This window comes from Leptothoe kymatousa TAU-MAC 1615, assembly GCF_018739865.1.
In the GTDB taxonomy this organism is placed as follows: domain Bacteria; phylum Cyanobacteriota; class Cyanobacteriia; order Phormidesmidales; family Phormidesmidaceae; genus Leptothoe; species Leptothoe kymatousa.
The window spans coordinates 249366-274808 of sequence record NZ_JADOER010000012.1 but is presented as its reverse complement, the minus strand read 5'-3'; the positions used below and the strand labels follow the sequence as shown (position 1 = coordinate 274808).

24 protein-coding genes and 3 tRNA genes are annotated in these 25443 nt (G+C 47.4%); 13 read left to right on the top strand and 14 right to left on the bottom strand.

All coding sequences use genetic code 11. The features are described from left to right. Positions 1-65: 65 nt before the first annotated feature. The 6 genes from IXB28_RS14460 to IXB28_RS14435 all read right to left on the bottom strand — a co-directional run bounded on the left by IXB28_RS14460 (position 66) and on the right by IXB28_RS14435 (position 5901). On the bottom strand, positions 66-794 hold the full coding sequence (locus IXB28_RS14460) for an SDR family oxidoreductase (RefSeq protein ID WP_215619300.1): 729 nt from the start codon (positions 792-794) through the stop codon (positions 66-68). A 258-nt stretch (positions 795-1052) separates the two neighbouring features. Further along, on the bottom strand, positions 1053-2033 hold the full coding sequence (locus IXB28_RS14455) for an acetyl-CoA carboxylase carboxyltransferase subunit alpha (protein WP_215619299.1): 981 nt from the start codon (positions 2031-2033) through the stop codon (positions 1053-1055). Between the two features lie 104 nt (positions 2034-2137). Then, a complete protein-coding gene (locus tag IXB28_RS14450) occupies positions 2138-3160 on the bottom strand; it encodes a long-chain acyl-[acyl-carrier-protein] reductase (RefSeq protein WP_215619298.1) in 1023 nt (340 codons plus the stop codon). A 166-nt stretch (positions 3161-3326) separates the two neighbouring features. Then, the gene (locus IXB28_RS14445) at positions 3327-4022 is read right to left on the bottom strand and encodes an aldehyde oxygenase (deformylating) (RefSeq protein WP_215619297.1); all 696 of its coding nucleotides are present in this window, start codon (positions 4020-4022) and stop codon (positions 3327-3329) included. A gap of 247 nt (positions 4023-4269) precedes the next feature. Continuing rightward, complete coding sequence (locus IXB28_RS14440) at positions 4270-5319, bottom strand: hypothetical protein (protein WP_215619296.1); 1050 nt, start codon at positions 5317-5319, stop codon at positions 4270-4272. 114 nt (positions 5320-5433) lie between these two features. After that, on the bottom strand, positions 5434-5901 hold the full coding sequence (locus IXB28_RS14435) for a DUF4112 domain-containing protein (protein WP_326521056.1): 468 nt from the start codon (positions 5899-5901) through the stop codon (positions 5434-5436). A 189-nt stretch (positions 5902-6090) separates the two neighbouring features. On the opposite strand from IXB28_RS14435, the gene IXB28_RS14430 reads away from it, so the two are divergent. From IXB28_RS14430 to IXB28_RS14410, 5 genes are all read left to right on the top strand, one after another. Continuing rightward, positions 6091-6561, top strand: coding sequence for a PPC domain-containing protein (locus IXB28_RS14430; protein ID WP_246559795.1), 471 nt, complete (start codon positions 6091-6093; stop codon positions 6559-6561). A gap of 188 nt (positions 6562-6749) precedes the next feature. After that, positions 6750-6822 (top strand) — tRNA-Phe (locus tag IXB28_RS14425). Between the two features lie 25 nt (positions 6823-6847). Continuing rightward, a tRNA-Tyr gene (locus IXB28_RS14420) sits at positions 6848-6932 on the top strand. Between the two features lie 13 nt (positions 6933-6945). Beyond that, positions 6946-7017: transfer RNA gene (locus IXB28_RS14415), tRNA-Thr, on the top strand. A gap of 516 nt (positions 7018-7533) precedes the next feature. Continuing rightward, on the top strand, positions 7534-7701 hold the full coding sequence (locus IXB28_RS14410; protein ID WP_215619295.1) for an NblA/ycf18 family protein: 168 nt from the start codon (positions 7534-7536) through the stop codon (positions 7699-7701). A 136-nt stretch (positions 7702-7837) separates the two neighbouring features. On the opposite strand, the gene IXB28_RS14405 is transcribed toward IXB28_RS14410, so the two are convergent. Both IXB28_RS14405 and IXB28_RS14400 read right to left on the bottom strand, forming a co-directional pair. After that, positions 7838-8113, bottom strand: coding sequence for a cupin domain-containing protein (locus IXB28_RS14405; RefSeq protein WP_215619294.1), 276 nt, complete (start codon positions 8111-8113; stop codon positions 7838-7840). Next, positions 8110-9804 carry a S8 family serine peptidase gene (locus IXB28_RS14400; RefSeq protein WP_215619293.1) on the bottom strand — a complete coding sequence of 565 codons (1695 nt, stop codon included), beginning with the start codon at positions 9802-9804 and terminating at the stop codon, positions 8110-8112. The genes IXB28_RS14405 and IXB28_RS14400 overlap by 4 nt, the downstream gene beginning before the upstream one ends. 122 nt (positions 9805-9926) lie before the next feature. Here IXB28_RS14400 and rpe point away from each other — a divergent pair, with 122 nt between their 5' ends. After that, positions 9927-10628, top strand: a complete 702-nt coding sequence (rpe, locus tag IXB28_RS14395; protein ID WP_215619292.1) for a ribulose-phosphate 3-epimerase — start codon at positions 9927-9929, stop codon at positions 10626-10628. 840 nt (positions 10629-11468) lie between these two features. Continuing rightward, complete coding sequence (locus tag IXB28_RS14390) at positions 11469-11651, top strand: hypothetical protein (RefSeq protein ID WP_215607273.1); 183 nt, start codon at positions 11469-11471, stop codon at positions 11649-11651. A gap of 100 nt (positions 11652-11751) precedes the next feature. On the opposite strand, the gene IXB28_RS14385 is transcribed toward IXB28_RS14390, so the two are convergent. Beyond that, complete coding sequence (locus IXB28_RS14385; RefSeq protein ID WP_215619291.1) at positions 11752-13968, bottom strand: amino acid permease; 2217 nt, start codon at positions 13966-13968, stop codon at positions 11752-11754. A 379-nt stretch (positions 13969-14347) separates the two neighbouring features. Here IXB28_RS14385 and IXB28_RS14380 point away from each other — a divergent pair, with 379 nt between their 5' ends. Next, the gene (locus tag IXB28_RS14380) at positions 14348-15475 is read left to right on the top strand and encodes a tetratricopeptide repeat protein (protein WP_215619290.1); all 1128 of its coding nucleotides are present in this window, start codon (positions 14348-14350) and stop codon (positions 15473-15475) included. 84 nt (positions 15476-15559) lie between these two features. On the opposite strand, the gene IXB28_RS14375 is transcribed toward IXB28_RS14380, so the two are convergent. The 4 genes from IXB28_RS14375 to IXB28_RS14360 all read right to left on the bottom strand — a co-directional run bounded on the left by IXB28_RS14375 (position 15560) and on the right by IXB28_RS14360 (position 18908). Beyond that, positions 15560-16666 carry an LptF/LptG family permease gene (locus IXB28_RS14375; RefSeq protein WP_215619289.1) on the bottom strand — a complete coding sequence of 369 codons (1107 nt, stop codon included), beginning with the start codon at positions 16664-16666 and terminating at the stop codon, positions 15560-15562. 136 nt (positions 16667-16802) lie between these two features. Beyond that, entirely contained in the window at positions 16803-17582 is a 780-nt protein-coding gene (gene lptB / locus IXB28_RS14370) for an LPS export ABC transporter ATP-binding protein (RefSeq protein WP_215619288.1), read from the bottom strand. After that, the gene (locus tag IXB28_RS14365; RefSeq protein WP_215619287.1) at positions 17583-18107 is read right to left on the bottom strand and encodes an LptA/OstA family protein; all 525 of its coding nucleotides are present in this window, start codon (positions 18105-18107) and stop codon (positions 17583-17585) included. A gap of 348 nt (positions 18108-18455) precedes the next feature. Further along, positions 18456-18908 carry a DUF309 domain-containing protein gene (locus IXB28_RS14360; RefSeq protein WP_215619286.1) on the bottom strand — a complete coding sequence of 151 codons (453 nt, stop codon included), beginning with the start codon at positions 18906-18908 and terminating at the stop codon, positions 18456-18458. A 74-nt stretch (positions 18909-18982) separates the two neighbouring features. Here IXB28_RS14360 and glmM point away from each other — a divergent pair, with 74 nt between their 5' ends. The 5 genes from glmM to IXB28_RS14335 all read left to right on the top strand — a co-directional run bounded on the left by glmM (position 18983) and on the right by IXB28_RS14335 (position 23924). Next, positions 18983-20413 carry a phosphoglucosamine mutase gene (glmM, locus tag IXB28_RS14355; RefSeq protein WP_407659208.1) on the top strand — a complete coding sequence of 477 codons (1431 nt, stop codon included), beginning with the start codon at positions 18983-18985 and terminating at the stop codon, positions 20411-20413. 198 nt (positions 20414-20611) lie between these two features. After that, a complete protein-coding gene (rpmG, locus tag IXB28_RS14350; RefSeq protein ID WP_006516708.1) occupies positions 20612-20800 on the top strand; it encodes a 50S ribosomal protein L33 in 189 nt (62 codons plus the stop codon). An 8-nt stretch (positions 20801-20808) separates the two neighbouring features. After that, positions 20809-21024, top strand: coding sequence for a 30S ribosomal protein S18 (gene rpsR, locus IXB28_RS14345; protein ID WP_023070180.1), 216 nt, complete (start codon positions 20809-20811; stop codon positions 21022-21024). Positions 21025-21165: 141 nt separating this feature from the next. After that, complete coding sequence (locus tag IXB28_RS14340; RefSeq protein ID WP_215619284.1) at positions 21166-23223, top strand: ribonuclease catalytic domain-containing protein; 2058 nt, start codon at positions 21166-21168, stop codon at positions 23221-23223. Next, on the top strand, positions 23220-23924 hold the full coding sequence (locus IXB28_RS14335; RefSeq protein WP_215619283.1) for a class I SAM-dependent methyltransferase: 705 nt from the start codon (positions 23220-23222) through the stop codon (positions 23922-23924). Before IXB28_RS14340 ends, IXB28_RS14335 begins: the two co-directional genes overlap by 4 nt. Here the strand turns inward: IXB28_RS14335 and IXB28_RS14330 are convergent. Beyond that, entirely contained in the window at positions 23921-24757 is an 837-nt protein-coding gene (locus tag IXB28_RS14330) for a pentapeptide repeat-containing protein (RefSeq protein WP_215619282.1), read from the bottom strand. The genes IXB28_RS14335 and IXB28_RS14330 overlap by 4 nt on opposite strands. Between the last annotated feature and the right edge of the window lie 686 nt (positions 24758-25443).

The following is a 25443-nucleotide window of genomic DNA, read 5'->3' as shown; positions in this document are numbered from 1 at the left end:
AGCTCGTCAGCAAAGACGAACTAGAGGCAATGCAAATCGCCCTAGGACAGTAAATAACTAAGGAATCACAGTGCTCCTCCACTTGGCATAATTGTTAATTCTTCAACCACAGCGCCTGGAGGCAACAATGCAGTTTGCAGAATCGCATTAGCTACCAAATCAGGAGTTAACATGCCCGAGCGATCAAAGTCTGCCTGAACAGTTTCAGTATCCCAAAGGGGCGTATTGACAGCCCCCGGTAAAATCGTGACTACACGAACACCGTGCTCCCGCTCTTCTACTGAAAATGCCCTAGATAACGCAACAACAGCAGCCTTACTGATACCGTAAGCGCCCCATTCCGGAAAAGCCTGACGGGCAGCAATGGATGCAACATTGATAATCATGCCAGAGTTCTGTACTCGCATTGCCGGAAGAACGGCTTGAATACATTGAAAAACACTGGTTAGATTCAGGTTCACTACTTGACACCAATCAGTGAGAGGCATCTGAGCTAAAGAGCCGGTATAGCCCATTCCAGCATTGTTAACCAGTACATCAATTGTGCCAAAGGTCTCGATCAAATTTTCAATCTGAGGCTTGACTTGATCGATCACGCCTAAGTCAATGGGAAAGCTTTGGGCACGCACTGATGTAGTCGAACCGATTTCATCCACTAGAGCTTGCAATTTATCAGCCGAACGGCTTACTAGAGCCACATCAAAACCAGCCCTAGCAAACACAAGAGCCGTAGCACGGCCAATACCAGTGCTTGCACCCGTAATCAATGCACAACGATTAGAGGCTGTATTCATGCAAACGGCTCAGTAGGAAACAAAGAAAGAAACATGTACTTCCTTGATATTAACAAATGTTACGAAAAATATGTTGTTTTCCCAGAAAGAGAGTTCTAAAAAGCTGCACAATGCCTATTTTTAGTACATCCTAGAAACCTTAGAACAACTCTTTTGACATTAGCTTTTTACACAGAAGCAACGCGTAGTCTGCAAACTCACTGTTGGGAGTTATCTAAGGATGTGTATGTAAAACTAGGACGTGGAAAATAAAAGAATTTACGCTGCTTCAGAAAAAACGCCGATTTGGCGAAACTTACGATACCTTTCCTGCCTACGTTGCTCTGGAGGAATTGTAAGCAACATATCAAGATTTTCTTTCAAAGCCGCTTTTAAGCCTTCAGCAGCTTTGATGGGATTAGCATGTGCGCCCCCCGTAGGTTCCGGCAAAAGTTGGTCTAAAATGCCTAAATTTTTCAAGTCCCATGCCGTAATCTTCAAGGCTTCAGCAGCTTGAGATGCACGACCTGCATCTTTCCATAAAATTGCAGCGCAGGCTTCAGGACTAGCCACCGTATAAACGGAATGCTCAAACATCAACAGTCGATCGCCGACGCCAATTCCTAAGGCACCGCCAGAGCCCCCTTCACCAATTACCGTACAAATAATAGGGCTGTCTAGCCGAAACATTTCTCTCAGGTTATAGGCTATGGCTTCCCCCTGACCCATTTCTTCAGCTTCTAAACCAGCCCAGGCTCCAGGGGTGTCGATAAACGTAAAAATAGGCATTTTAAAGCGGTTAGCATGCTCCATTAACCGCATTGCTTTGCGATAACCACCAGGTGATGCCATGCCAAAATTGCGGGCAACGTTATCTTTGGTATCTCGACCTTTTTGATGTCCTAGCATGACGACAGGATAACCATTAAAGCGAGCTACCCCTCCCACTAAGGCCAAGTCATCTTTACCAGAACGACGATCGCCATGAAGTTCAACCCACTCCTCAGATATAGCCTGTATATAATCCAGAGTACTTGGCCTACGAGGATGACGAGCCACTTGGATACGCTGAGCTGGGGTAAGGCTACTAAAGATTTCCTGCCGCAGTTGCTGAGCGCGGGATTCTAATTGCTGTATTTGTACTGAAACGTCAACATCATTATCTTCGGCCAATGCTTGGATCTGCAAAATACGAGACTCTAACTCAGCCAAAGGCTTTTCGAAATCCAATAAAATAGGCCGCTTTTCCGTTGTCGCCATAACAGTCTAGGTACTCCAGCAATAATTCCACCCTATCGCAAACTGATCCACAAAATACATTGGCTGACTTACCAAACCGCATTAGTGGCTATGCTTGACAGGTTTTAAGTTGTAAGTAAAGGACGGAAACCGTGCTTTACGGAAGCTGCGCCTATTTGCTCCATTTTCTCGAGGGTAATTTGATTTCTCCCCCACGAAAAATTAGTATGCCATTTCTCAAATTCCAAAAGCATGGATTCAGCAAAACAAGCAAACAATTGGCGTGCAGGGACATCCATGGCAACAATATTCATGATGCGCCAGTCAATATCCAAACTATGTTCAACAATGCCACCTTTAAGAACATGAATACCTGGGTAAGCGAACTTGCTATCTAAATTTTTAGGGTAACCACCATCAACCATTAGACAGGGTTGTTTCAAAGTATTTTGATCGATGTTGATGCCTTTAGGCATACTGGCAACCCAGACAACAACATCAGCCATAGGTAAAGCGTCTTCTAGGCCCATTACCTTACCCATGCCAATCTCAGTTTGGAGATTATCTAGCCGTTCACGATTACGTGCAACAAGCAATAATTCTTTCACACCTGTGTGATGCCCCAACCAACGGCAAACGGCGCTACCAATATCGCCGGTCGCACCACACACTGCAACGGTTGCCTGAGAAAGATCAATGCCGTAATTCGGAGCAGCCTGCTCAACTTGCCTGCAAATCACATAGGCCGTGTGGGTATTGCCTGTGGTAAATCGACTAAAGTCCAACTCTAGGTTCCGAACACGCTTGATCTGGTCAAGTTTGAAATTTTCGAAAATGATGGACGAAAAACCACCTAATGCTGTGATGTTGATGCCATGTTTTTGTGCATGGGCCATGGCATTGAGAATCTTACGAGTAGCCGCTTTAATGCGTCGAGAGGCCAGCATTTCAGGCAAGAAACAAGATTCTACGTAGCGACCTTCAATGACTTGCCCTGTCGCGCTGGTGACTTTGATATTGTCGACGATTTGAGGAGGTGCACTACACCAGAAGTCCAAACCTTGGTCTGCATACTCTGGATATCCCAATGCTTGGGCAACCGATTGGGCATGTTCTAGATTTGTGAGATGACCGATTAAACCAAACATTTGGGATAGATAGTTTTAATAATTAATCCTAAAAAATCAGCCTACAACAAAACGTTACAGTTCTGTATGCACCACCGACTGTGCGTATTTTTCTACAGCCCATATATATGCAAAAGGGGACTGATCATATCTAGATCAGTCCCCAGCAATATACAAAGCTCTAGACCTACGCCATCGCAAGACCTTGGGCAGACAGTCGCATGACTTCGCGGCTAGTAAAACCGATATTACCTAAGGCTTCTCCATAGGTAATCATAAAGTCTTCGACTAAAGCATCCTTTTCCATACCTAAGACAGAAGCATCGGTAGCCACTTGATTAAGCATTTGCCAAACAAGGGGTAGGTTCTGACGATTGGCTTCTTCTAGTTCAGCTTTAGCCGTTTCAAAGTTCGCCTTCAGCCATTCCTCGCCAAAGTTTAGATGCATATACTCATCTTTAACCACGCCTTCAGTGATTTTACGGGCAAAATCATCTGCCACTGGAATGTAGATGTTGTAGGCAGCAATTGCGAAGGTTTCAATGATTAAAGATTGGATTAGTAGGCAAGTGACGACCTTACCTTCATCCCAAGCTTGCTTAAAATTATCGTGCAGCTGAGCAAAAAACTGCTTCGCAAACTCCATGTCTGGTGTCACATTCAGATTCTTGCCACAGGCCTGGAATCCTTTCATGTGACGATTTTCCATGCGAGCTAGCTTTATCAACTCGTCCTTGTGCTCACTGAGGTATTCAGCCAACTTTTTGTAGTTATCGTTAGCTTCTAATTCCCCTTCGATAACGATTGCGTTGATACGACTATATGCGTCTTTATACGCTTCACTTTGGAAGTCAAGCGCTGGGCTGGCCTCAAGCTGCGGCATATCTGTAAAGTTCCTGGATTACAATAACCACTCGTTGCCACTATCTAAGTAATGGCCTAGCACAATGGCTGCGGTTAACTTAAATATTGACATCTGATTTCACACTTTACACCCTATCAGCCTTACAAAACTGTCTACCCATGAGGCTAAAGTGCCTCAATCGTTCGAGCTTTCAGGCATTCTAGGCTGATCTATTTAGAATTTTTATCTATTGAATAGAAACTCATCCAGGTTCTAGTTTGGGGAGTCACTCGAGCTCTTCAATCACTTTGAGGCGAACGGTTTTGGAGGACGGACTATTGGCGCTCCCCAACTGAATTTCAATGAGTTCGTTGGTCAAAGGAGCAAGGGCACTGAGCAGAGCACGCAGTTGTGGAGTACTTTCACCACTATCGACATACACGCGTTCAGCGAGCTTATTAATCCGGCGCCAAGCTGTATAGAGCTTAGCAACCGCTTGCTCTAGCTGGGTGGCTTGATTGACTAAGTCAGCTGTGGAATTCAAACAGCCTATCCGTAAGGCTTCTTCCAGCGCTTGCTCTAAGTTGACGATATCTGGATCAATCGTCTGCACCTGACTAGCCGCAGCAATGTATTTGGACAGGTACCTGGCTTCGGAGGTAATTTGCTTTAGGGTATCCACATCTGGGTTGCGTTCGGCTTCTGTGCGCAACGTCGCTTGATGACTGGGAGGAAGTTTTTCCATTTCCTTCACCAGGGGAGTCAGATAACGGGTCGGGATACTATTGTTGGCCGCTTTTTCACGCACAGTTTCTGGAATCAAATCGGACGTCATTGCTGTCCATTCATCCGATAACTGCTTAACTTCCTTGCGGGTAATTTGTTCACCTCGCCGTGCGGCTTCGGTCACCATTTGTTGAACTTCTGGGGCAGCTTGAGCGGTTTCGACAAAAGCCCGCTTGCTGAACTGATTGACTGATTGTTCGTTGAGCAGACCTTCTTGGAGCAGTTCGTCGGCACTATTTCCCAATTCAATCAATGCATAGGCCTGACTTTTGCTAATTTCTCTATCTTTTAGCCAATTGAGAAAGCCTGTACCGCGGCCGTCTCCGCCTTGTTTTTCACGATCGCGCACTGCGCGCAAAATACGTCCGCGCCAAATGTCAGTTTGGAGATCGAAGCGATCGCACACCTGCCATGCGATATCAATTTGCTGATTAAAATCCTGGTCAGAAATATTAATATCGCTCGGATCAGGGATTTTGAAATCAAGGGTCACATCTTGTTCGGTTCCACCCTGTGTGATGTCCGCCACAAAATCCGTTGCTCCAACCATGGAATTCCTCTATTGAGTAAACCTTACTAATCGTCGTGAGCCCCATTAAAAACCAGGGAGTTGTGGAGAATTCCCTTTATTTTCACCATTGGTATGTGATTCAAGTTTCTTATGTTACAGCTGTAGGAGCCACCGCACAATCAACACTGATAGGGTGGCAAATCCGATCACCAACGCCAGTAACAGGATAATTAGAATCAGCGCGAACAGCTTGTCCGCATTACGACTAGGACGAGGATGACGAATATGGTGTTCCAACAGGGCCACGTTACGCGCATTCGCCTTCCACACCACATCAAACAGGTCCCCGACCATGGGCAGCGTCCCTAGGACCAACTCAACCAGGATATTCCACCCCATACGTCCCAGGGTTGCGGCAGGCACCCCTAACCGAGCGGCTTCGAACACAATGTAGATAGAAATCAACCCAGTCATCAGATCGCCGCCGCCGGGCAATAACCCGATCAAGGGATCTAACCCAACTCGGTATCCTAACCCTGGAATTGCGATCGCATTATCCAAAAGATGACTAATCCCTTGCAAGCGCTGCAACGATTGACGTGAACGAGAATTCGTTTGCACAGACAGAAATAACCCGCAACTATCGGCAAATTATCACACTCAGAAATACTGCGTTTATTTTCCAAAAGACACTTCACAGTAAAACTTCACCGAGCATCCGCCGACACACACTCGTCAGCAAACGAACATTAAAAGCCACATCATCACCATAGCGACCACGTTAAGTTAGGGCATAATGTCACCATTCAAATGACCCGTCTCCTTCACATCATGAAGCAATCCAGGAAACGTTTACGCCCAGCTCTACTGATTCCCACCACATTGCTCACGCTCGGCACCCTAAGCACCCATGCCCTAGCCCAAATTTATAATCCCGTTGAGCTCACAGGGGGACGTGAAGTCAACGATACGCTCTCTGCCAGCGACATTCCCACCGGTGTTGGCGGCTTTGCTAGAGATTACAAAGTCGACCTGCTGGAAGGCGACCAAATCACCATCGACGTCATTTCTGAAGAATTCGACACGCTTGTCAGCCTTCTAGGTGATGATGGTGCCACCGTTAGCGAAAATGACGATGGTCCTGATGGGTCAACCAATTCGCTTCTCTTCGCCCGCATTGACGCCTCTGGCCAGTACACCGTAAGAGTCCGATCCTATGCCGGACAAGGGACTGGGGCATTTTACCTAAAACTCGCTCGACTACGCGAGATAGAAGAATAAGCAACCTATGGCTCAAAGCAAGCTTTTTTGAGCCAGCACCATTTCTGATGGTTTTTTAGCAGTAGCAAGCCAATATTTAGCAGCCTTAGCAAGCCAACGAAAAAAGATCCTTCGTTTTGCTTGCTAAGGGTTCCACTCTTTTGCTAACTTGTTTAGGCGCGCAAGCGACGGCAGCTCAGCTGCTTGTTGCCGGGATAGCTCAGTTGGTAGAGCAGTGGACTGAAAATCCTCGTGTCGGCGGTTCAAGTCCGCCTCCTGGCATTACCGAGTCGATCGGTAAAAATGTGGGTCGTTGCCCGAGTGGTTAATGGGGGCGGACTGTAAATCCGCTGGCTACGCCTACGTTGGTTCGAATCCAACACGGCCCACCACATTTTTTCAATCGCCTTCATAGCTCAGCGGTAGAGCACTCCCTTGGTAAGGGAGAGGTCACGAGTTCAATTCTCGTTGAAGGCTTTTTGATATCGCAGTACGTTTAAAGTTGTTTTTCGATAGCGACAGTGAAACGCCTACTGTTGTTTATAGTCTTTTGAAATTTTATCGCCACCGAGAACAGCTACAACGACAAGATTCCTTTGCGCCGCTCACCAACATCCTATCCTCCACAACAAATCATATTGCTCAATCGTGGAACCAATTTTCAAAACGACACCAGTGGCATCAACGCCACACAGAAAGGACTCGACCCATTTATAAGGCGGCTAGCATCAGCCAATGCCAGCCTGCACAAGCTTTTATGAGAACGTATAGCACCTGCTTTATGAAAGCCAAGTAGTTTTACAGAGGATTCGCAGCCGAAAAACGTATTTCTGCCTCTTTTACTACCAAAGATCTGCCTTTTATGTAAACAAATATGTATTTGATTAGTTATTGCTTGACAGGTTGACGATGTCTTGCAGTGTGGTTAGAATCTCTATAAAGACAGCGGGCCAACGCCCTTAATCGCGATATTGATTTCTGGAGGAGTGACCAATGGATATGCCAGGTCAGTTGACATTAGAACAGCAATTTCAACTTCAGGTTCTAAAAGAACAAGTGCGCAATCTTTCCCACGAAGATGCTCAGAACTACGTGGTTGAAGTCATGCGCCAAATGATGGTGAAGGATAATTTAGTTAAGCATTTGCTCAAAAACGCTTAATGGGTCTGCAATGGCACTCATCAAAAGGCCTGTTCGAAGTCAAGCTTCGAACAGGCCTTTGCATGTTTAATCGGTCAGATTTTTAGAACTTAAAAAATGTATCGTTCTCAAGAGCGGTACTCTATGGCCGCAGCACCTATCCAAAGGAATAATGCTTCCTCACTGCACCATCAATCCGCCAAGTACAGCTCATACCCGCAGGAAACGTCACTAAATCCCCTTTGCCCATCGATACAGGTGCACCATCACTAGGGGTAACCGTTACCTGACCTTCCAAAAAGTAACAAGTCTCCGACTCGTCATAGTGCCAGGGAAATTCTGATACGTCCTTTTGCCAAATCGGCCAAGAAAATACTCCCATGGTCTCCAGTTCGGATGACTGAGGCTGGCTATTTACTGTAATCTCACTCATGGCTGATTGCTACTAACAGTTGTTGAGGATGATCCAACCCCCCACCAAGCCACAGCATAGTCTTGGGCATCATCGGGGGCAACATTTTGGTTATAGACAACCCTGAGTTTATAGCGACCCGAGCGGGGAATTTGGGTAAAAATGTGTTCTGTGCTGTCGACCTGGCTGATGGAAGATCCAACACTGGCTGAAATATCGTCTTCATCAACCGGCATTAGATAGAGGTTTAAGTTGTTTAACCCCGCACTCTCAAAACTTTCGCCTATATCGTATAGACCATTATTATTGGTATCTGCCAGAGATACTTTGCGTTCCCATGTTAGGGTTGCGGAAAAATAGCTATCCCCGTTGAGCGGGACATCAATGACGTAGTCAGCATACTCAACGGCAGCATCGTCCGTTGGAGCATTTTCTGTCGTCAATACGCTATAGTCCCATCCTCTAACGGGAACATTGCCAGCATCCCATTGCCCACCATTAAACTGCTCATAGGCCCGAAAGGCATTGAGATGTCCTGTGCCTAACTCATTATGCAGCGGGATCTGGGGGTCCTGATGGGCATCGGACTCAAGCCATGTGCGATTAGCTTCATCCAATAAGGTACGGGCCATGCCCAGGGTTTGGCCATCTCCTACATCCATGATTTTGTCAGCCGCATTGAGCAAAACGGCTTTCATCACCATCGGTTCACGGGCATCTAAACTCCACCCAGGCTGTGCTGCCCGCAGTTGACGATCTCCCCATTCCTGTAAAAGAGCAACCGTAGCCGCCACGTGGGGGGCCGCAAAACTTGAACCACTGCTGAATGTTTCGCCACCATTAGCACTCAGCAGCTGAATGTCATCGCCAGGGGCGACCAAGTTAATGGACCGGCGTGGGCCATCATTAGATTCGGGTATCGATGTGCCACGGGGGCTAAATGTGGGATCACTACTAGCGTTGGCATAGTCGATTTTGGCAAAGCGCCCATCTATTTGGGTGGAATAGGCGACATTGATGCCGTTAAAGTTATCGGTGGGAATGGGAATACCGCCGCCGCCCTGATTACCAGCAATTACATACAGGGCATCATGGGCAATACTAGACCAGTCAACACATTGGGTGAGTAGCGCATTGCCATCTAAAACGGCATTGGGGCGAGGATCGCTCAACAATGGCTCACCAAAGCTAAAGTTAATCGCCCTAACATCACCACTGTTGCGGAGTGCAATGTGCTGGGTTGTAGCGCATTCTTGGGGTTGACCACTGACCTCCCCACTCAAAGGACCAATGGCCGCAGAAAATAGTGTGGCATCAGGCGCCACACCCATCAATCGTTTTTCACGACTAATAATGACGCTGGCGACATGGTTAGCATGGTCATCTACGTATTCATCTGCGATCGCAGCTCCATCTAACTGCAACACCTGTGTCACAGACACCGGATTGTCAGCAGGCGCTAACTTATCAAAACCAAATAACGCAGGCCGTCCACCCTCTACTTGACCGAGGGCAATTTTTTTTCCCGTCAAATTGTAGGGTGGCCCATGCAAACGGCGGGCATCAATGCCATCAGCTCCAACAGAGACAGAAAGTGCTAAAACCGGCACACTGCCCAGACCTACTAGGAATCCTACCGGTAGTAGCAAGTGCCCCACAATGGAGCCATGCTCAATACTAGATCTCTGCAATAGACGCTGAAAAATTCCCATAAAGACTCCCGTCAAAATACATTGGGACGATAATTAGAATCCGCTAGCGCAGCTTGTAACAATTTTGATACTAAGTTTTTGTTACGATAGTGACCATTAATGGTGATTACAAGAGGCATCCCATGGCGCAGTCAAATAAACCTGTGGTTATTTCCCCGTCCATTTTATCGGCTGATTTCAGTCGCTTAGGCGATGAAGTTCGTGCAGCAGACGCTGCAGGTGCAGATTGGATTCATGTTGATGTGATGGATGGCCGTTTCGTGCCTAACATCACCATTGGTCCACTAATTGTTAAAGCAATTCGTCCGGTTACACAAAAACCCCTCGATGTCCACTTGATGATTGTCGAACCAGAAAAGTATATCGAAGGTTTTGCCGAAGCGGGCGCAGATATTATTTCTGTTCATGCAGAGCATAACGCATCTCCTCACCTTCACAGCACCCTGAGCCGCATTCGCGATATGGGTAAGCAAGCGGGCGTCGTACTAAATCCGTCCACTCCTTTAGAACTGATCGAGTACGTCATCGAACTCTGTGATCTAGTCCTGATTATGAGTGTTAACCCTGGCTTCGGTGGTCAAAAGTTCATTCCTGAAGTTTTACCTAAAATTCGCAAGCTTCGCCAAATGTGCGATGCACGGGGTTTAGATCCCTGGATCGAAGTGGACGGTGGATTAAAAGCGCACAATACTTGGCAAGTGCTAGAAGCTGGTGCTAACGCAATTGTTGCAGGGTCCGCCGTATTTAACGCTCCAGATTATGCTGAAGCCATCAACAATATTCGGAACAGCAAGCGGCCCACCCCTGAACTAGCCGCAGTCTAATGGGGCACAGTTCAGGCGCTTGTCACTAGTGAAATATCTAGAAAGACAATAGCTTGTGCAACAGCACAAACTGACAAATAGCCATAAATTACGGCGACGGAGCTTTTAATCTGTCGCCGTAATTTGTGGTATTCAGCACTCAGAGCCTTGATACACCAGCACATTCACCATTGCCAACGGAGAGGATACGCCAACCATCCCAAGACGCGACCACCCCATAGGTGGTGCATCCAATACACTTGATTAACATCCCATCCAAGGTGCACGTGCCAGAGTAAGAAGCACTTGGAAGCAGCACCTTAACTCCTAACCTGACCAACCAAAGACGCGTCAGAAGCCAAAAAGACCCAACAACACAAAAACTATCCATCGTCTGGCAAGCCTTAAAGAGTCAATAAACCTATTTAATGGCGGCCACATAATTTTTCAGCACAATTACGTATGGCATTCGCTAAAAACAGCATTTTTTTAAATTGATGTCTTTACAAAATCCATACAGATTCTTTAGCAAAAAATCACCAGGAAGCTATCTCTACAAGGCTTTCAGCTTTTTTAAATAGATATACTGACAATATATACACAGTCAAAGATACGTATATCTACCAAGACCGTTTCGCACTAGAGGTCTGTTTAAAGAATTTGTATGATGGGCACATAATGCTTTATTGCCAGACATAAAAAGCCCAATAATTGAAATAAGGCATATCACGGATGTGAGTCTGTGATGCAGACTATAGATTGGTTTATGTGAAACAACCGAGTTTAGTGTTTCATTTTATACCTAGTCTTAATCGCTGGGGTGCTGCGATGCTGTTTCTCTAGGTTCTTGGGTAAATCACTATGGCTATTCAATCAGTAGAAGAAATGGTTGCCAAAATCTTTGCAACTCGCCGAATTACGCGCGCTGACCAAAGTGTTTTAATGGCAATGTTTTCTGGCAACAATATTAGTGCAAACGACAAGATGCTGATTAATCAAATCTATGATGCGCTCAACCAGGGCCGCCTACGCGTGGTGGAGTAAAGAATAACGTTGAGTCTTCTAGTTTTTAACGAGTAAGCGTCCCTAGCTATGCTTGTCATGATCACCTGAGAAAAGGATCGATTCAATCAAACATGATGTTTTAATCCTTTTGCAACAGCTCGGAAAAAGCCAGATCTTCTGCAGCTCGAACAAAGATCGTGGGTGGTAGGTCTACAGTCTTCTGTTGCAGTGACATGTAATATTCAGCAAATTGCTCATCAGGATTTGCCAAGCCCATCAGGATAAGATCTGCTGTCGCAGATGAACGCCGCAGAATAGCATCAAAGGGCCTACCTTCAGCAACGATGATTTTCGACTGTGCACCAATACTCAGAGTATCGATCAGCTTATCCAGATTTGTTTGGGCTGCTTGAGCCGCTGCTTGGTTTGAAACCACAAGTTTGAGACAGATATCAACCGAGCGCCACCGTATACCTGTGCGTAACAGGTAAGCCAAAATTAGCATCAGACCACCATTGGACTGTAAGCCACCCCACCACACATCAATGCGTTGTGGCATGCGCGGCATCTGGCTAGGGGGATTTCTCAGAATGACGATATTACGCTTCGCCTGATGACACTTGGTAATAATCTGAAAATACCGACGCCTCGCTTCAGCATCGTCGGTTTCAGTATCTCCCAATAACACTGTATTCGGTAACAGAGGACCGATACCATAGGTCTCAATTAGCTGCTGGGCACCGGTCGATGTGTCTTCTGCTTCAATCAGCTTGACAAATGCTTGAATTCCACGCTTTTCGAGGTAATCGCGGATCGTACTGCGCATTTGTTCTTGCTGTTTTAGATTACGAGCCCCCCTTGGCAGAATACTAGCCACCGTAATCAGACCACGATTATGGGTCAAGTCTGTGGCTAGCTCAATTAAATGCCAGCGTTTAGTGGGTGCCCCCGACAGCACGAGCAAATGGGGACGCCAGTTCTTCGGATCGGCATTATCTGCGATATTGAGCAATCCAGCCCGTACGAGCGAGAGCCAAATACCCTGGCGCACATCTCCCCACGTTGTGCGAATTTCCCGCCGTTCTAGCCATAGGTAAATGGCTAGAACAATAACCGCAGCCGCAACTGTCGCAGCGGGATTAATCAAAAACATAATGGCAATACAGCCTAAGGCACCCAGTAGGGAGAGATACCAGGGCACACGAAAGGTTGGCCGAAACGAAGGGCTCTGCAAAAAGCCTTCAATCCCAGCGGCAACATTAAGCACCATATATGTAGTTAGGAAAAACATGGTGAGTACTGGCGCGATCGCATCTAAATCGCCAATACAGACGACGGCTAGCACCACGCCCAGGGTAAACCACGTCCCTAAGCGAGGTTCATCCGACGGACCATGGCCGTAACCGAGCCATCGTAGCCGTTTGGGCAAAATATTGTCCCGCGCGAGCGCTTGCAAAACCCTAGGCGCCCCCAGAATGCTGCCAATGGCACTTGATAGGGTAGCGCCCCAAACCCCTAACAAAATCGAATCTCCCCAAAACGCGATTTTTCGCATAATCAAAGGATCAGCGATGAGACTATTAGCATCAGCTCGACTGCTTAGCAAGAGGGGGATACTCATATAAATGAGATAGCCCACCCCCACAGCAGCCAAGGTTCCCATGGGAATCGATTTTTTAGGATCTTTGAGATCACCGGACATATTCACACCGGACATGATGCCGGTGACCGCAGGAAAAAAGACAGCGAGAACCGCCCAAAAACTCACATCTCCCGTGTTTTCCGGTGCGGGTAATTCTGTAGGGGGCGCTGCATGGCCAAAAACCAGACAAATCAACGACAAAATAATTGCCGCCATAATCACATACTGGGCCTTGATCGCGATGTCGGCGGACTTCAAAGCCAGGGCTGTGACGGCAACGGTCGTCACCAAGGCCAGTACCGTAATCGTGACAGGAAATCCAGGAAATGCCTGGATTACACTTTCCGCAAAGCCAATGGTGTAAAGCGCAACGGAAAATGCTTGGGCAAAATACAGGGGAATGCCAACAGCGCCCCCGGTCTCTATGCCTAGGGAGCGGCTAATCATATAATAAGCCCCCCCCGCTCGTACGACCTGGTCAGTCGCGATCGCGCTAATAGAAAGACCTGTAATAAAGGTGATAGCGGTTGAAATAGTAACAATCAATAAGGTTTTAACTAATCCCATTTGGCCCACTACCCAGCCAAATCGGAGGTACATAATCACCCCCAGGATAGTCAAAATAGATGGAGTAAATACTCCTCCAAAGGTACCTAACCCACTTGAATTGGGGTCAACTACCTTAGAAGACGATTCAGGTGCACGCGATGTCATTGTCAGATTGCGTTAGATCACCTTAATGTAGCTGGCAACGGTGCAGGTATGCCACCGAACCCATCAGTTATTCAAAACGTATCAAATATCTCAAAAATTGGTTGAAAATGCTTAAAAACAGCCCTTTTTTGAATCAAACCTCGTAACAAATCGCACCTAATTTCCAAACTACAACGCCGTAGTCACACCGAACCATGCACTCCAGCGACAACAACGCTAAAGATACAAAATTACTGAACCAGCAATAGACCAAAGCAAACCACTAGAATAGGACCGGTCTTTACTGTCCATGCTAACGATGCTGAGAATTCTAGGTTTATGCTTACTCTGCTTCATGCTTCTAGGACAACCCCATGTGATAGCAGCGCCAGAACAGGCCATGGCAAAACCTATCATCACCCGTCCTCTACCATCCAATTTCCAAAGCAAACCGGCCCCACCGAACGTGCCCATGTATCCCTACTCGGGGGATCTATGGGATAAGTTTGAACAATTTCGCAACGATCCTCAGTTACAGCGTCTTGTGGAAGAAGACCTACAAAAAAGTCTTGTTATCCGCCAAGTCATTCAAGATGAAGTAGACCGCACCTTTAACCACACCACTACACTGCTCAATGTTCTCCTAGTTGTCCTCACCGCAATCCCCATACTCACCGCAGCAGGGTTTTGGTTCATTCGTCGTAGCGTCATTAATCAAGTTTTAGTTGAAGTCCAAAATCAACTTCAACAAGAGGTCCAGCTTCAGTTTGATAAAACGATCGCCAGTGAGCTGCGGACTAAAAGCACAAGGTTTGAGCAAGAAATACAGACCCTACGCGATGAATTTTCCACTCAATTACAGCAGCTTAATTCCGATGCCCAAAGCGAAAAAGACACGCTGATGGCAGAACTAGAGAAATTATTACCAGCATCTATTCCCGACGATATTAGCCCTGATCTACAACCCAAATTGCATGCACTAACCCAACAGCTGCGCAATCTTAAAGCTAACCACGGGCGCATTAACTTTACTGAAACAGACTATTTGGACCAAGGTAAAGCTCTCTATTTAGAAGGCCTCTATCCTGATGCTGTAGAGGCCTTCGCCCAGACCTTAGCACTCAATCCATCCAGCACCAAAGCACTTTTGTATCAAGGGATGAGCTTAACTAAGCTACAGCAATACCGCGCAGCCATTACCCAATATGATCGAGCCCTGATGATTGATCGATCACTCCCAGAAGTGTGGTGCGCTAAAGGCATGGCAGAAGTAAAGTGCCAAAAATTAGAAGCCGCTATCACTAGCTACGATCAGGCAACATGCTTAAAGCCCGACTTCTATCAGGCCTGGTTTGGTAAGGCGCGCAGCTATGCCCTCAATGACGATACTGAACTGGCGTTAGAAGCGCTAGAAACCGCCATACAGCTTAACCCTCAACGCTGCCTGGAAGGAGCAAAAACCGAACAGGCCTTTGAAAAACTACGGCAAACATCAACGTTCCAAAAGTTGATTCAACACTCACCATAGTTACAAACAGCCATGCCGCAAAGCTGCTGTCGGCAGAGTCCTGGCACTAGCATGATTGAGCTAAAAGACCCACTATTACAAGGGCTATTTGGAAGCCTGCATCACGAGCAACGTTCCCACAATCAGCCCCATAAACGGTGGTAACCAGGCGGCAGTCACAGGATGCAAAGTCCCCACCTTACCAAAGGCATCGGCAATAAACCCTAATAGGTAATAGCCAAAAATAATTACAACACTGATACCAAAGCTAGTGGCTTTACCGGTGCGTTGGGGCCGAATACCTACAGCAGAGCCCACAATGCCAAAGACGATACACACGAAGGGTAAAGCATATCGCTGCTGTAATCGTAATTCCCAAACCCGAATACTGCGCTCATCGCCAGATTTACGCACAATTTGATTTAAATGCTGACGAGTTTCGGCAATATTCATTTCATCATCGTCTTTGCTGCGAGCCGCTAAATCTAGGGGGGTGCGCGGTAAATCGAGATCTTGACGATCAAATTTCACAATGTGGCCAAAGGAGCCATCCGGTGAAATGGCGTAAATGGTGCCGTTAAAGAAGGTCCAAACGTTGTCTAAAAAATTCCAGGTGGCTGTTTCTGCACTCACCACTTGCTCTAACCCCGATTGAGAGAAATCGAGAATAGTGAGCCCCTGCATTTCTTCGCCGTTAAACCGGCGGGCATAAAACAAACGCCCCAGTTCTTTACCGCTGCCATCCTCCGCCTGCTGGTACTCCTGGTACATAATATTGCGCTCACGAAAAGGAGGCTTTTCGGAGTTAAATGCCTGTTCCAGCATGACCTTAGCCCGGTAGTTCGCCGCCGGGGTAATCACTTCGTTAAATACGAATGTGAGCCCAGTGATCAGCATACTCAGCACCAAGGCCGGAGCAATAATACGCCGTACGCTAATGCCACATCCACGCAATGCCGTTAGCTCACTGTCGCTGGAAAAACGGCTATAGGTCATCATGGTGGCCAACAGTGTGGACATGGGAAAGGCCAACACCACAAATTCTGGCATTTTAAGCACAAACACCTGCAAGGCCAGACTGACCTCTAAACCAGACTCTGTAACCTTGCGAATTAGATCGAATAGCGCCCCAACAGATACCAAAATCGATGAGAAAGCCCCCACCCCAAACAAGAAGGGAAGAGACAACTCTTTAGCGATATATCGATCCATGATCGAGAGGGAGGGCCACCCAGAAAAAAGCGAATTGGATGAGTTGGAGGAAATGGTGGCCATATGTGCTGAAAGCGAAAGTGGGAAAAAGCTTTAGTGAACTAAAAAAGACGTATGCAGCCGTTATCAGAGTCGATTACAGCTTGAAGTCATCCCCTAAGTAATGCTCACGGACAAGGGGGTTAGAGGCCAGATCATCAGCACTGCCATAGGCCAGAATCCGACCATCGCTCATGATATAGGCCCGGTCAATAATGCGCAGTGTTTCACGTACATTGTGATCGGTAATCAAAATTCCCATGTTGCGATCGCGCAATTTAGACACAATCTGCTGAATTTCAGACACAGCAATGGGGTCCACCCCAGCAAACGGCTCATCTAAAAACAAAAAGGTCGGCCCCTGCTTACCGGTCGCCAGCGCACGCGCCAACTCTGTACGTCGGCGCTCCCCGCCCGAAACCTGAATACCCAGAGTATTCGCAACCTTTTCCAATCGAAACTCTTGCATCAATTTTTCCAGCCGCTGGGCACGCTCACGACGGGGAACATTGGTTTGCTCCATCACCAAACGGATATTGTCTCTAACCGTTAGATTACGAAAAATACTCGCTTCTTGGGCTAAATAACCAACGCCCAACCTAGCCCGTTCATGAATAGATAAATTCGTAATCTCTTGGCCACCTAATCGGACAGTGCCTTGGTCAGGGTGTTCCAAGCCAATAGCCATATAAAACGTCGTCGTTTTACCCGCCCCATTGGGCCCCAATAGCCCCACAATTTCTCCCTGGGCCACCGACAAACTCACCCCGCGCACAATCGTTCGCTTGCCGTAGGATTTATGAACGTTTTCCAAATTGAGCACAGAGCCTGTCGCATTTAAGCTCTGCGACGTAGAATCTACAGCAGGAGAAAGCATCTATTCATCCGTAGGGACAGCAAAATCAGGCAGTTCCTCGGGCAACACGGGCAAAGTTGTTGCCGGTTCTTCTGGTTGCGGAGCGCCAGCAGGCTCTTCAGTCGGTTCTGGCAACACATACACAGACTCAACCTGTGCTTCAGCGCTGGGAGTCGCCACAAATCGGCCCTCATCAATCAGATAGGTAACAACCTCAGCCTGTAACGTATTGGCTTCCTGCTGTACAAAAACCTCTCCCGTTAAAATAATTCGCCTTTCACGGCTATAGTATTGCGCCTGTGCCGATGTGGCAGAAATCGCCTCTTCAGGGTAGTCAATTCTCACATTGCCACGGGCCGTGATGATGCCCGTAGTCGCATCCGCTTCTTGAACATCGGCCCTCAACTTAATAGATCCTCCAGATTGAGCCTGGGACGGAGCATCTAAACTACCGAATACCATCAGCAACCCTAACGAACCAGCCCCTAACCCCTGTAAGAGATTAGAAATAGGGGTCCGAAAAAGATGTCCGCACCGTACAACCATAGTTTGCCCTTCGCGCTTGCCCATTCACTACTAATCTAACGTTTGATGGACCAATAAAAATGAGTCTTAGCCCAGTTATAGGACTGTCTTGATAAATTCAGTTCAAATATCAGCTCAAATATTAGAACCCATATATCCCCTAAAATCTTGCACAAGCACCATTGCGTAAGCTGGAAAGCTAGAGTCTCATGGTGGTTACTTTGCCCAAATAGCCCCATACTCTAGCGGGAAATTTACAGTTTTGTCCGGATTCGGGAACGACATAGCCCCAAACTACTTCATAAAGCTGTGGGGAAGAATTAGTTAAGCAAGCCAATCCAGCCCTTGGAAAATTTTGCTCATACTAGCTCATACCCTTGTAATTTTGGGGACTATTAGCTCAATGCCATTTGCTAAATCATGTGGATCAGCGCTCAATGTTCTATTCAGAAGAACAGACGCTAACTGCTGCACATGATCCGGGCCAACAGATTGTAATGCCGCTAACCAATTATGAGATTGGTCAACTAAATCTATTACATTAATACCGCCATAAATTTCACCATAGGCATCTAATCGGCGGCTACCTTCTCCTAGCAAGATGGCTGCCCCCTGCCAATTGAGATTAGTCAGATGGTAGAGCCCCACAGCAATTTGCAGCACACCCTGATAGAACGCTCGATCTAATTGGATAGCCTCCATCCAAATGGCCTCCAACGTATCGTGACAAGCATAATATTCGCCTTGATTGAACTGTTCAATCCCGATCCAAAATTCAGCAGGTTGACTGCCTTCGCTCACGGATTTGATGGGATTACACATGGGTAGGCTACAGCTAATAGAAACTTGCAAATGTTATTCTCCACTTTGAGTGTGTGTCGTTTGGAGTGTCAAGTATGGTTATGTCTCCTTCCAGGCCTCAACAGGCAACCTTTTTAGGAACCGGTTGGCAACCTCTAGATTTGCCAACCACACCCTTGTTTGGGACCGATGGAATCCGCAGTCGAGCAGGGGAACTACTTACAGCCCCCTTAGCACTGCAAGTAGGCTTTTGGGCGGGCCAAATTTTACGCCAGCAACAGTCGGGGGCCATCGTTCTCGGCCAAGATTCTCGCAACTCAAGCCCAATGATTGCAGCGGCGCTGGGGGCAGGGCTCACATCCGCTGGCATTGAGGTGTGGGATATGGGGCTTTGCCCCACTGCGGCTGTTGCCTATATGGCAGCCGATGAGTCAACCGCTGGCGGCATCATGATTTCAGCCAGCCACAACCCGCCCGCCGATAATGGCATCAAGTTTTTTGGCGCTAATGGCACCAAATTAGATAAAAAACTACAGGCCAACATCGAACAAGCACTGCGTCAGGGTACATGTCCCGGCATCTTTAACCCTGGTAATCAATGGGGTATCACCAAGCAGCGTCCAGAGCTAGTCAAGCACTACGTTGACTTCCTGCATCAACCCTTTGCCACTCAACACTATTTGAGTGGAATGCGCATCGTTTTAGATTTAGCGTGGGGCGCTGCCACCCAAGTGGCCCAAACTGTTTTTGAAGCAACAGGGGCCGATGTCATTATTATCCATGGCAATGCAGACGGTAATCGGATCAACGTAAATTGCGGCTCCACCCATTTAGCTTCTTTACAAGCAGCTGTCGCGGAACATGAGGCAGACATCGGATTTGCCTTTGATGGAGATGCCGACCGAGTAATGGCCGTTGATCGCCAAGGTCGGGTCGTTAATGGCGACTATATTTTGTATTTCTGGGGGCAAACCCTGCAGCAGCAAGGGCAGTTGCCAGACGACACCATTATCTCAACGGTCATGGCCAACTTAGGCTTCGAACGGGCTTGGGAAAAACTGGGGGGCAAGTTGGTCAGAACGAAAGTGGGTGATCAACATGTTCATGCCGAAATGGTAGCTCGCGGTGCCATGCTCGGCGGCGAGCAATCAGGCCATATTCTTTGCCATCACTACAGTTTGACTGGAGATGGCATTCTCACGGCTCTACATTTAGCTAACTGGCTTAAGCAGGCAGAGTGCTGCCTGCCCACATTAATTGATCAAAGTTTTGCGCCCTATCCACAGCGACTCAAAAATGTGCGGGTCGATAGCCGGGAGAAGCGCAAAACTTGGGCTGATTGTGAACCGGTTCAAACTATGATTAGCAAGGCTGAATCTGCCATGGGTGACCAGGGACGCGTTTTGGTCAGGGCCTCCGGGACAGAGCCCGTCATTCGTGTGATGGTGGAAGCCGCTGACGCGGCATTGGTAAACCACTGGACCGATACCCTGGCCGATGCAGTGGCCAAACATTTGGCCGATTAGGAACATATACAGACTGCTAAGCACCAGATTAGGTGTCCAACCCCAATGGGCATGGTTGATATTAACCATGCCCATTGGGGTTTATTGAATTTAGTCACATCCTACAGATGGAAAAACCTGATACCCCTTGCATCTGCCAGTGCCGATGTGACATCATAGATCCCCTGTGTCAATAATTGCTAGCTAGCACCATCGATCATGGCAAAAGGCGTCCGCATTATCATTACGTTGGAATGTACGGAGTGTCGTAGCAACCCCAATAAGCGATCTAAAGGGGTTTCTCGCTACACCACTCAGAAAAATCGTCGGAATACTACCGGCCGTTTAGAACTGAAAAAGTTCTGTACCCATTGCAACACTCACACTGTTCACAAAGAGATTAAGTAGCAAATACTATGGCTTATTTCCGCCGTCGGGTATCTCCTATTAAGCCCGAAGAAAAAATTGATTATAAGGATGTTGATTTGCTACGCAAATTTATTACAGAGCGTGGCAAGATTTTGCCTCGCCGAATTACGGGATTAACAGCCAAGCAACAACGAGATTTGACAGTTGCCATTAAGCGCGCGCGCACATTGGCACTGCTTCCATATGTGAACCGTGAAGGCTAAACATAACGGAAGCTGCTTAAGGTGAAATTGTCGATGTGATGAATTATGCAATCACATCGTAGTGATATTGCCTTCTGACAGAGTGCATTTAGAGTTGTTGTAAGGCCAACGATAAAACCATAGGGGCAAGGATCTAGGTTGGTGGAAAAGGGAACGCTGATCGAGTTTAAGGTACAGGGAATCCCCCGACTGGGGGTAACTGATCGCCCAGAAGGTAAGAAAAATTGGGTAGTGATCGATGGCAACGGTCAGTCCCATGTTCTACACCCTCGTCAGATCACCTATATCGTCGATAACGGTAGCTATCAGTCCTCAGATATTGCTAGCTTTTGGGCTGAAGCGGAGCCGAATATTGATCCTGACAGCCTTGAGGTGGCTTGGGAGTTTTTACAGGAAGCTGGGGAGTCTACTGACCCGGCTTCTTTGGCTTTACTACTGTTTTCAGAACAAACGCCTTCCCTCTGCTACGCCGCCTATTGCCTACTGAATGGCGATAAAGTTTTTTTCAAACGTAAGGGAGATCATTACGAGCCTCGGTCGGTAAAGCAGGTGGATGAGGTGCGGCACCAACAGGCCCGTGAAGCTGCTCGTAAATTGGAATGGGAAGGTTTTTTGACGCGATCGCGTCAAAAATTAGAAGCTCTTAGCCCTGACACTGAAAACGCTGAAGCGCTGGAAAACGACCATCGGTGGGAAAAACCAGATCGTCCTCGGCTAGATTTATTAGAGCGCTACGCTACCCTAGGGGAAGACTGCTCCCAAAAAGTTGCGGCTCAAGAGATTCTGACCGCATTAGAGTATGGCACAGACGCGGAAAATGCTTTTCAGCTTTTAGTGGATCTAGGGCTATGGAGCCCTCACGAAAATCTAGCACTGCGGCGTAGTCAGATTCCGGTTTATATCCCTGATGAGATCAATGCCATGGTTCAGCAGCGCATCGATAATCCACCACCTGATGCAGATACAGACCGGCTGGACCTAACACATTTGAAGGTCTATACCATCGATGATGAAAGCACGCGCGAAATCGATGACGGCTTGAGCCTAGAAACATTACCTGATGGCCGCCCCCGCATTTGGGTACACATTGCGGACCCCACCCGCTGGCTTTTGCCTGGGGACGATATCGATTTAGAAGCCCGTCGCCGGTGTACTACTGTCTATTTGCCAACGGGCATGATCCCCATGTTTCCGGAGGCCTTGGCCACGGGGCCCATGAGTCTACGCCAAGGGGAACTATGCTGCGCCCTGAGTTTTGGCATTGTTCTCAGTGAGGCAGGCGCTGTAGAAGACTACACCATTCGAGCTAGCTGCATTAAGCCCACCTATCGCCTCACCTATGAAGATGTGGATGAGATGCTAGAGCTAGGGCTAACCGCAGAAACAGAGCTAAATGCGATCGCAGACTGGGCCAAACAGCGCAGACAATGGAGAAAATCCCAAGGGGCTATCTCTATTAATATGCCGGAATCTTCCATCAAGGTAATCAACGAAGAGATTACGATTGATGTTTTAGAAAATTCCCAGTCTCGCCAAACCGTTGCAGAAATGATGATTTTGACAGGGGAAGTGGCCGCTCGCTATGGCGAAGCCAATGCCCTGGCCATTCCATTTCGTAGTCAGCCAGAACCAGAACTCCCCTCAGATAATGAACTCTTACAACTACCAACCGGCTGGGTGAGAGATTCGGCAATTCGGCGTTGCATGCCCCGCAGTGAGATGGGCATTAATCCAGCTCGACATGCCACCCTTGGCCTAGATTATTACAGCCAAGTAACTTCTCCCATTCGCCGTTACACAGATTTATTAGCCCATTTTCAACTAAAGGCACATCTCAGAGGAGAATCTCTTCCATTTTCTCCAGAAGAGATGACAGAACTGACCCAAGGCGTCTCCACAGCAGCCTATGAAGCCGTGACAGTAGAGAGACAAACCAAACGATACTGGGCATTAGAATTTTTGCGCCGCCAGGGCAAACAAAGCTGGTCAGCAATGTTGTTGCGCTGGTTGCGAGAACATGAAAGTCTCGGACTGGTCATGATCGAAGATTTAGGGTTGGAACTAGCGATGCGTTTTGATAGCAATCCTACCCTAGGCGCAAGATTTGACATCAGAGTTGTCCATGCCAACCCAAGACAAGATTTTATTCGATTAGAGTTGGTAACCGATGCAATTGTGGCAAATGAAGCAGTAGCATGACGCCCCAGCCATTTTTGCACACCACCCCAGATGAACTGCTGGAACCCACCGTTGAGACCGTCATTGACATTCCATTTCATACAGGGAACATACGACAATTTCGCATTGTGTTGCCCACGAGTATTGATTCTCTGCTAGATCATCCTTCGACCCACGCTGCCTTTGCCCAAGATGAATATATGCCCTACTGGGCAGAGCTATGGCCCTCCGCACTCATGCTGGGACGAGCTTTAGCCCAACAACCTTGGCCTGAAGGCATCAAGGTGCTGGAAGTAGGCTGTGGATTGGGGGTAACAGGGCTCATTGCGTTAGCCCTAGGCATGGAAGTTACCTTTAGCGACTACGATGCAGCAGCACTAAAATTTGCCGCTAAAAATGCTCAAATTAATGGATTAAGGCAGTTTCACACCCTGCCATTAGATTGGCGATATCCCCCCAAAAACATGACTGTACCCCTCATATTAGCCGCAGATGTTATTTACGAAAGTCGCAACATCTCGCCCTTATTGAATTTACTGAATACGGTCATGGGCCCTACAGGCGAATGTTGGCTTTCAGACCCAGACCGTCCCCAAAAAGAAGAATTTCAGAGCGCATTATCGGAACACGGCTTTGCATTTGAGGCGATGGCCACTACGCTGGAACGTCCACAACAGCCACTCGTAAAAGGCACTGTATATCGTATTTGGCGAGAGCATTAATCGACAATTGCACCACGAGAACGCAGCATTGCCTTGTCCTGACCAGATAACCCTGCACCTTGCTCAAAATGAGTTCCCTGGACAGAGACCTGGTGCCAACTAATATCTTGTAGCGAACATCGCCGCAAAGTGGCATGGTCCAAAACAGTATTGTGTAAGTTGGCCCCAGATAGCTCAGCCTCAATCAGAATGGTGTGCCACAGAGTAGCGCTAGAGAGATTAACCCCTCTGAAATTAACATGGCTCAAATAGGCCCAGCTCAAATTGGCCCGTTCCAAGCTAGCCCCCTGGGCTTGTATTTCCACTAACATCGCGCCATTCAAATTAGCGTTAGTCAAAATTGCATTGCACAGTTTGGATTGAGAAAACCTAGCTTGGCGTAAGTCGCAGCCCTGCAGCTGGGCAGATGCCCAATCAGTACCATTCCCTTCTAAACCGTAAAGCTCTGCCCCATTAGCACTCACATGGCGAAAATTAGCTCGACTGACGTCTCCCATGACTAAACTAGCTCGCCGTAGCATCGCATATCGTAAATCGGCCGCCCTGAGGTTAGCGCCATCCAAATCGGCTTCCGTAAGATTGGCACCGGCCAAATTAGCCTGACACAATCTAGCTTGGGGTAACACAGCTGACATCAGCACAGCGCCTACCAGATCAGCACGCCTCAAACTAGCAGCCGTTAGGTCAGCTTGCACTAACGTGGCTCCACATAGCTTGGCATCCGATAAATGCGAATCAATCAGACATGCATGATTTAAATTAGCGCCTCGTAAGTCAGCCCCTGTCAGATCAACACGCTGAAAGTTTTGAGCTTGTAGATTAGCTCCACGCAAACACACACCCTCCCGACTTAAAGAGCCGACTGAAGGAGATTGTTTTACTAAATATTGCTTTGTTGAATGAGCTATTGAGGCATTCCCCCAACCATCAGCCATAACACTTACCAACGCCTTTAGATTTTAAGGCGATATTTTTAGCAGCAAAGAAAGCCGTACGGCCTTTCCTTTCCTGATGCATAGGATGCCGCAATCAACCCAATGGAGTAAATCACTCAGATGTGGGCAGCAGAAGCATCCTAAGGAGCAGCAACGCCATAGACCTGATTGTGCTCACATCGACCTCCGGGGTGTCACCTACAATCAGCCAATCTTTATGCAATATTTTTACATTTTTATAGTGCAGACATACTGAAGAAGATTCGCATAAAAATCACCATACCCCTTATAAGAGAAGGGTTTTAATCTGCTTAAAAAGCACGGTTAGACAACGTCCAATACCCAAAGCATTACTACAAATTCACAAAATCATTTTTTTTAATAAACAGCCCTAATTTCCCCAGAATTTTCCTCAGGTTTTCCACATTTAATCGCAAGTTTTCCACAACCCAACCTTTGAACCAGGCAAGTTGAAAGATTCTGTGGAAAACTCAAAGTGCTGCAGTACCCTTCTCATTTTGTAAACTTTCACAACAAAAATACGCTTCTAGCCCGCTTGACTTCGTTAGTCTTTTTTATTTCTT

What these genes read in the sequence shown, in the direction of transcription:
- IXB28_RS14460 (WP_215619300.1), bottom strand. Translation starts at nt 794, where the DNA reads ATGAATACAGCCTCTAATCGTTGTGCATTGATTACGGGTGCAAGCACT.
- IXB28_RS14455 (WP_215619299.1), bottom strand. Translation starts at nt 2,033, where the DNA reads ATGGCGACAACGGAAAAGCGGCCTATTTTATTGGATTTCGAAAAGCCT.
- IXB28_RS14450 (WP_215619298.1), bottom strand. Translation starts at nt 3,160, where the DNA reads ATGTTTGGTTTAATCGGTCATCTCACAAATCTAGAACATGCCCAATCG.
- IXB28_RS14445 (WP_215619297.1), bottom strand. Translation starts at nt 4,022, where the DNA reads ATGCCGCAGCTTGAGGCCAGCCCAGCGCTTGACTTCCAAAGTGAAGCG.
- IXB28_RS14440 (WP_215619296.1), bottom strand. Translation starts at nt 5,319, where the DNA reads ATGGTTGGAGCAACGGATTTTGTGGCGGACATCACACAGGGTGGAACC.
- IXB28_RS14430 (WP_246559795.1), top strand. Translation starts at nt 6,091, where the DNA reads ATGACCCGTCTCCTTCACATCATGAAGCAATCCAGGAAACGTTTACGC.
- IXB28_RS14410 (WP_215619295.1), top strand. Translation starts at nt 7,534, where the DNA reads ATGGATATGCCAGGTCAGTTGACATTAGAACAGCAATTTCAACTTCAG.
- IXB28_RS14405 (WP_215619294.1), bottom strand. Translation starts at nt 8,113, where the DNA reads ATGAGTGAGATTACAGTAAATAGCCAGCCTCAGTCATCCGAACTGGAG.
- IXB28_RS14400 (WP_215619293.1), bottom strand. Translation starts at nt 9,804, where the DNA reads ATGGGAATTTTTCAGCGTCTATTGCAGAGATCTAGTATTGAGCATGGC.
- rpe (WP_215619292.1), top strand. Translation starts at nt 9,927, where the DNA reads ATGGCGCAGTCAAATAAACCTGTGGTTATTTCCCCGTCCATTTTATCG.
- IXB28_RS14390 (WP_215607273.1), top strand. Translation starts at nt 11,469, where the DNA reads ATGGCTATTCAATCAGTAGAAGAAATGGTTGCCAAAATCTTTGCAACT.
- IXB28_RS14385 (WP_215619291.1), bottom strand. Translation starts at nt 13,968, where the DNA reads ATGACATCGCGTGCACCTGAATCGTCTTCTAAGGTAGTTGACCCCAAT.
- IXB28_RS14380 (WP_215619290.1), top strand. Translation starts at nt 14,348, where the DNA reads ATGGCAAAACCTATCATCACCCGTCCTCTACCATCCAATTTCCAAAGC.
- IXB28_RS14375 (WP_215619289.1), bottom strand. Translation starts at nt 16,666, where the DNA reads ATGGATCGATATATCGCTAAAGAGTTGTCTCTTCCCTTCTTGTTTGGG.
- lptB (WP_215619288.1), bottom strand. Translation starts at nt 17,582, where the DNA reads ATGCTTTCTCCTGCTGTAGATTCTACGTCGCAGAGCTTAAATGCGACA.
- IXB28_RS14365 (WP_215619287.1), bottom strand. Translation starts at nt 18,107, where the DNA reads ATGGTTGTACGGTGCGGACATCTTTTTCGGACCCCTATTTCTAATCTC.
- IXB28_RS14360 (WP_215619286.1), bottom strand. Translation starts at nt 18,908, where the DNA reads ATGTGTAATCCCATCAAATCCGTGAGCGAAGGCAGTCAACCTGCTGAA.
- glmM (WP_407659208.1), top strand. Translation starts at nt 18,983, where the DNA reads ATGGTTATGTCTCCTTCCAGGCCTCAACAGGCAACCTTTTTAGGAACC.
- rpmG (WP_006516708.1), top strand. Translation starts at nt 20,612, where the DNA reads ATGGCAAAAGGCGTCCGCATTATCATTACGTTGGAATGTACGGAGTGT.
- rpsR (WP_023070180.1), top strand. Translation starts at nt 20,809, where the DNA reads ATGGCTTATTTCCGCCGTCGGGTATCTCCTATTAAGCCCGAAGAAAAA.
- IXB28_RS14335 (WP_215619283.1), top strand. Translation starts at nt 23,220, where the DNA reads ATGACGCCCCAGCCATTTTTGCACACCACCCCAGATGAACTGCTGGAA.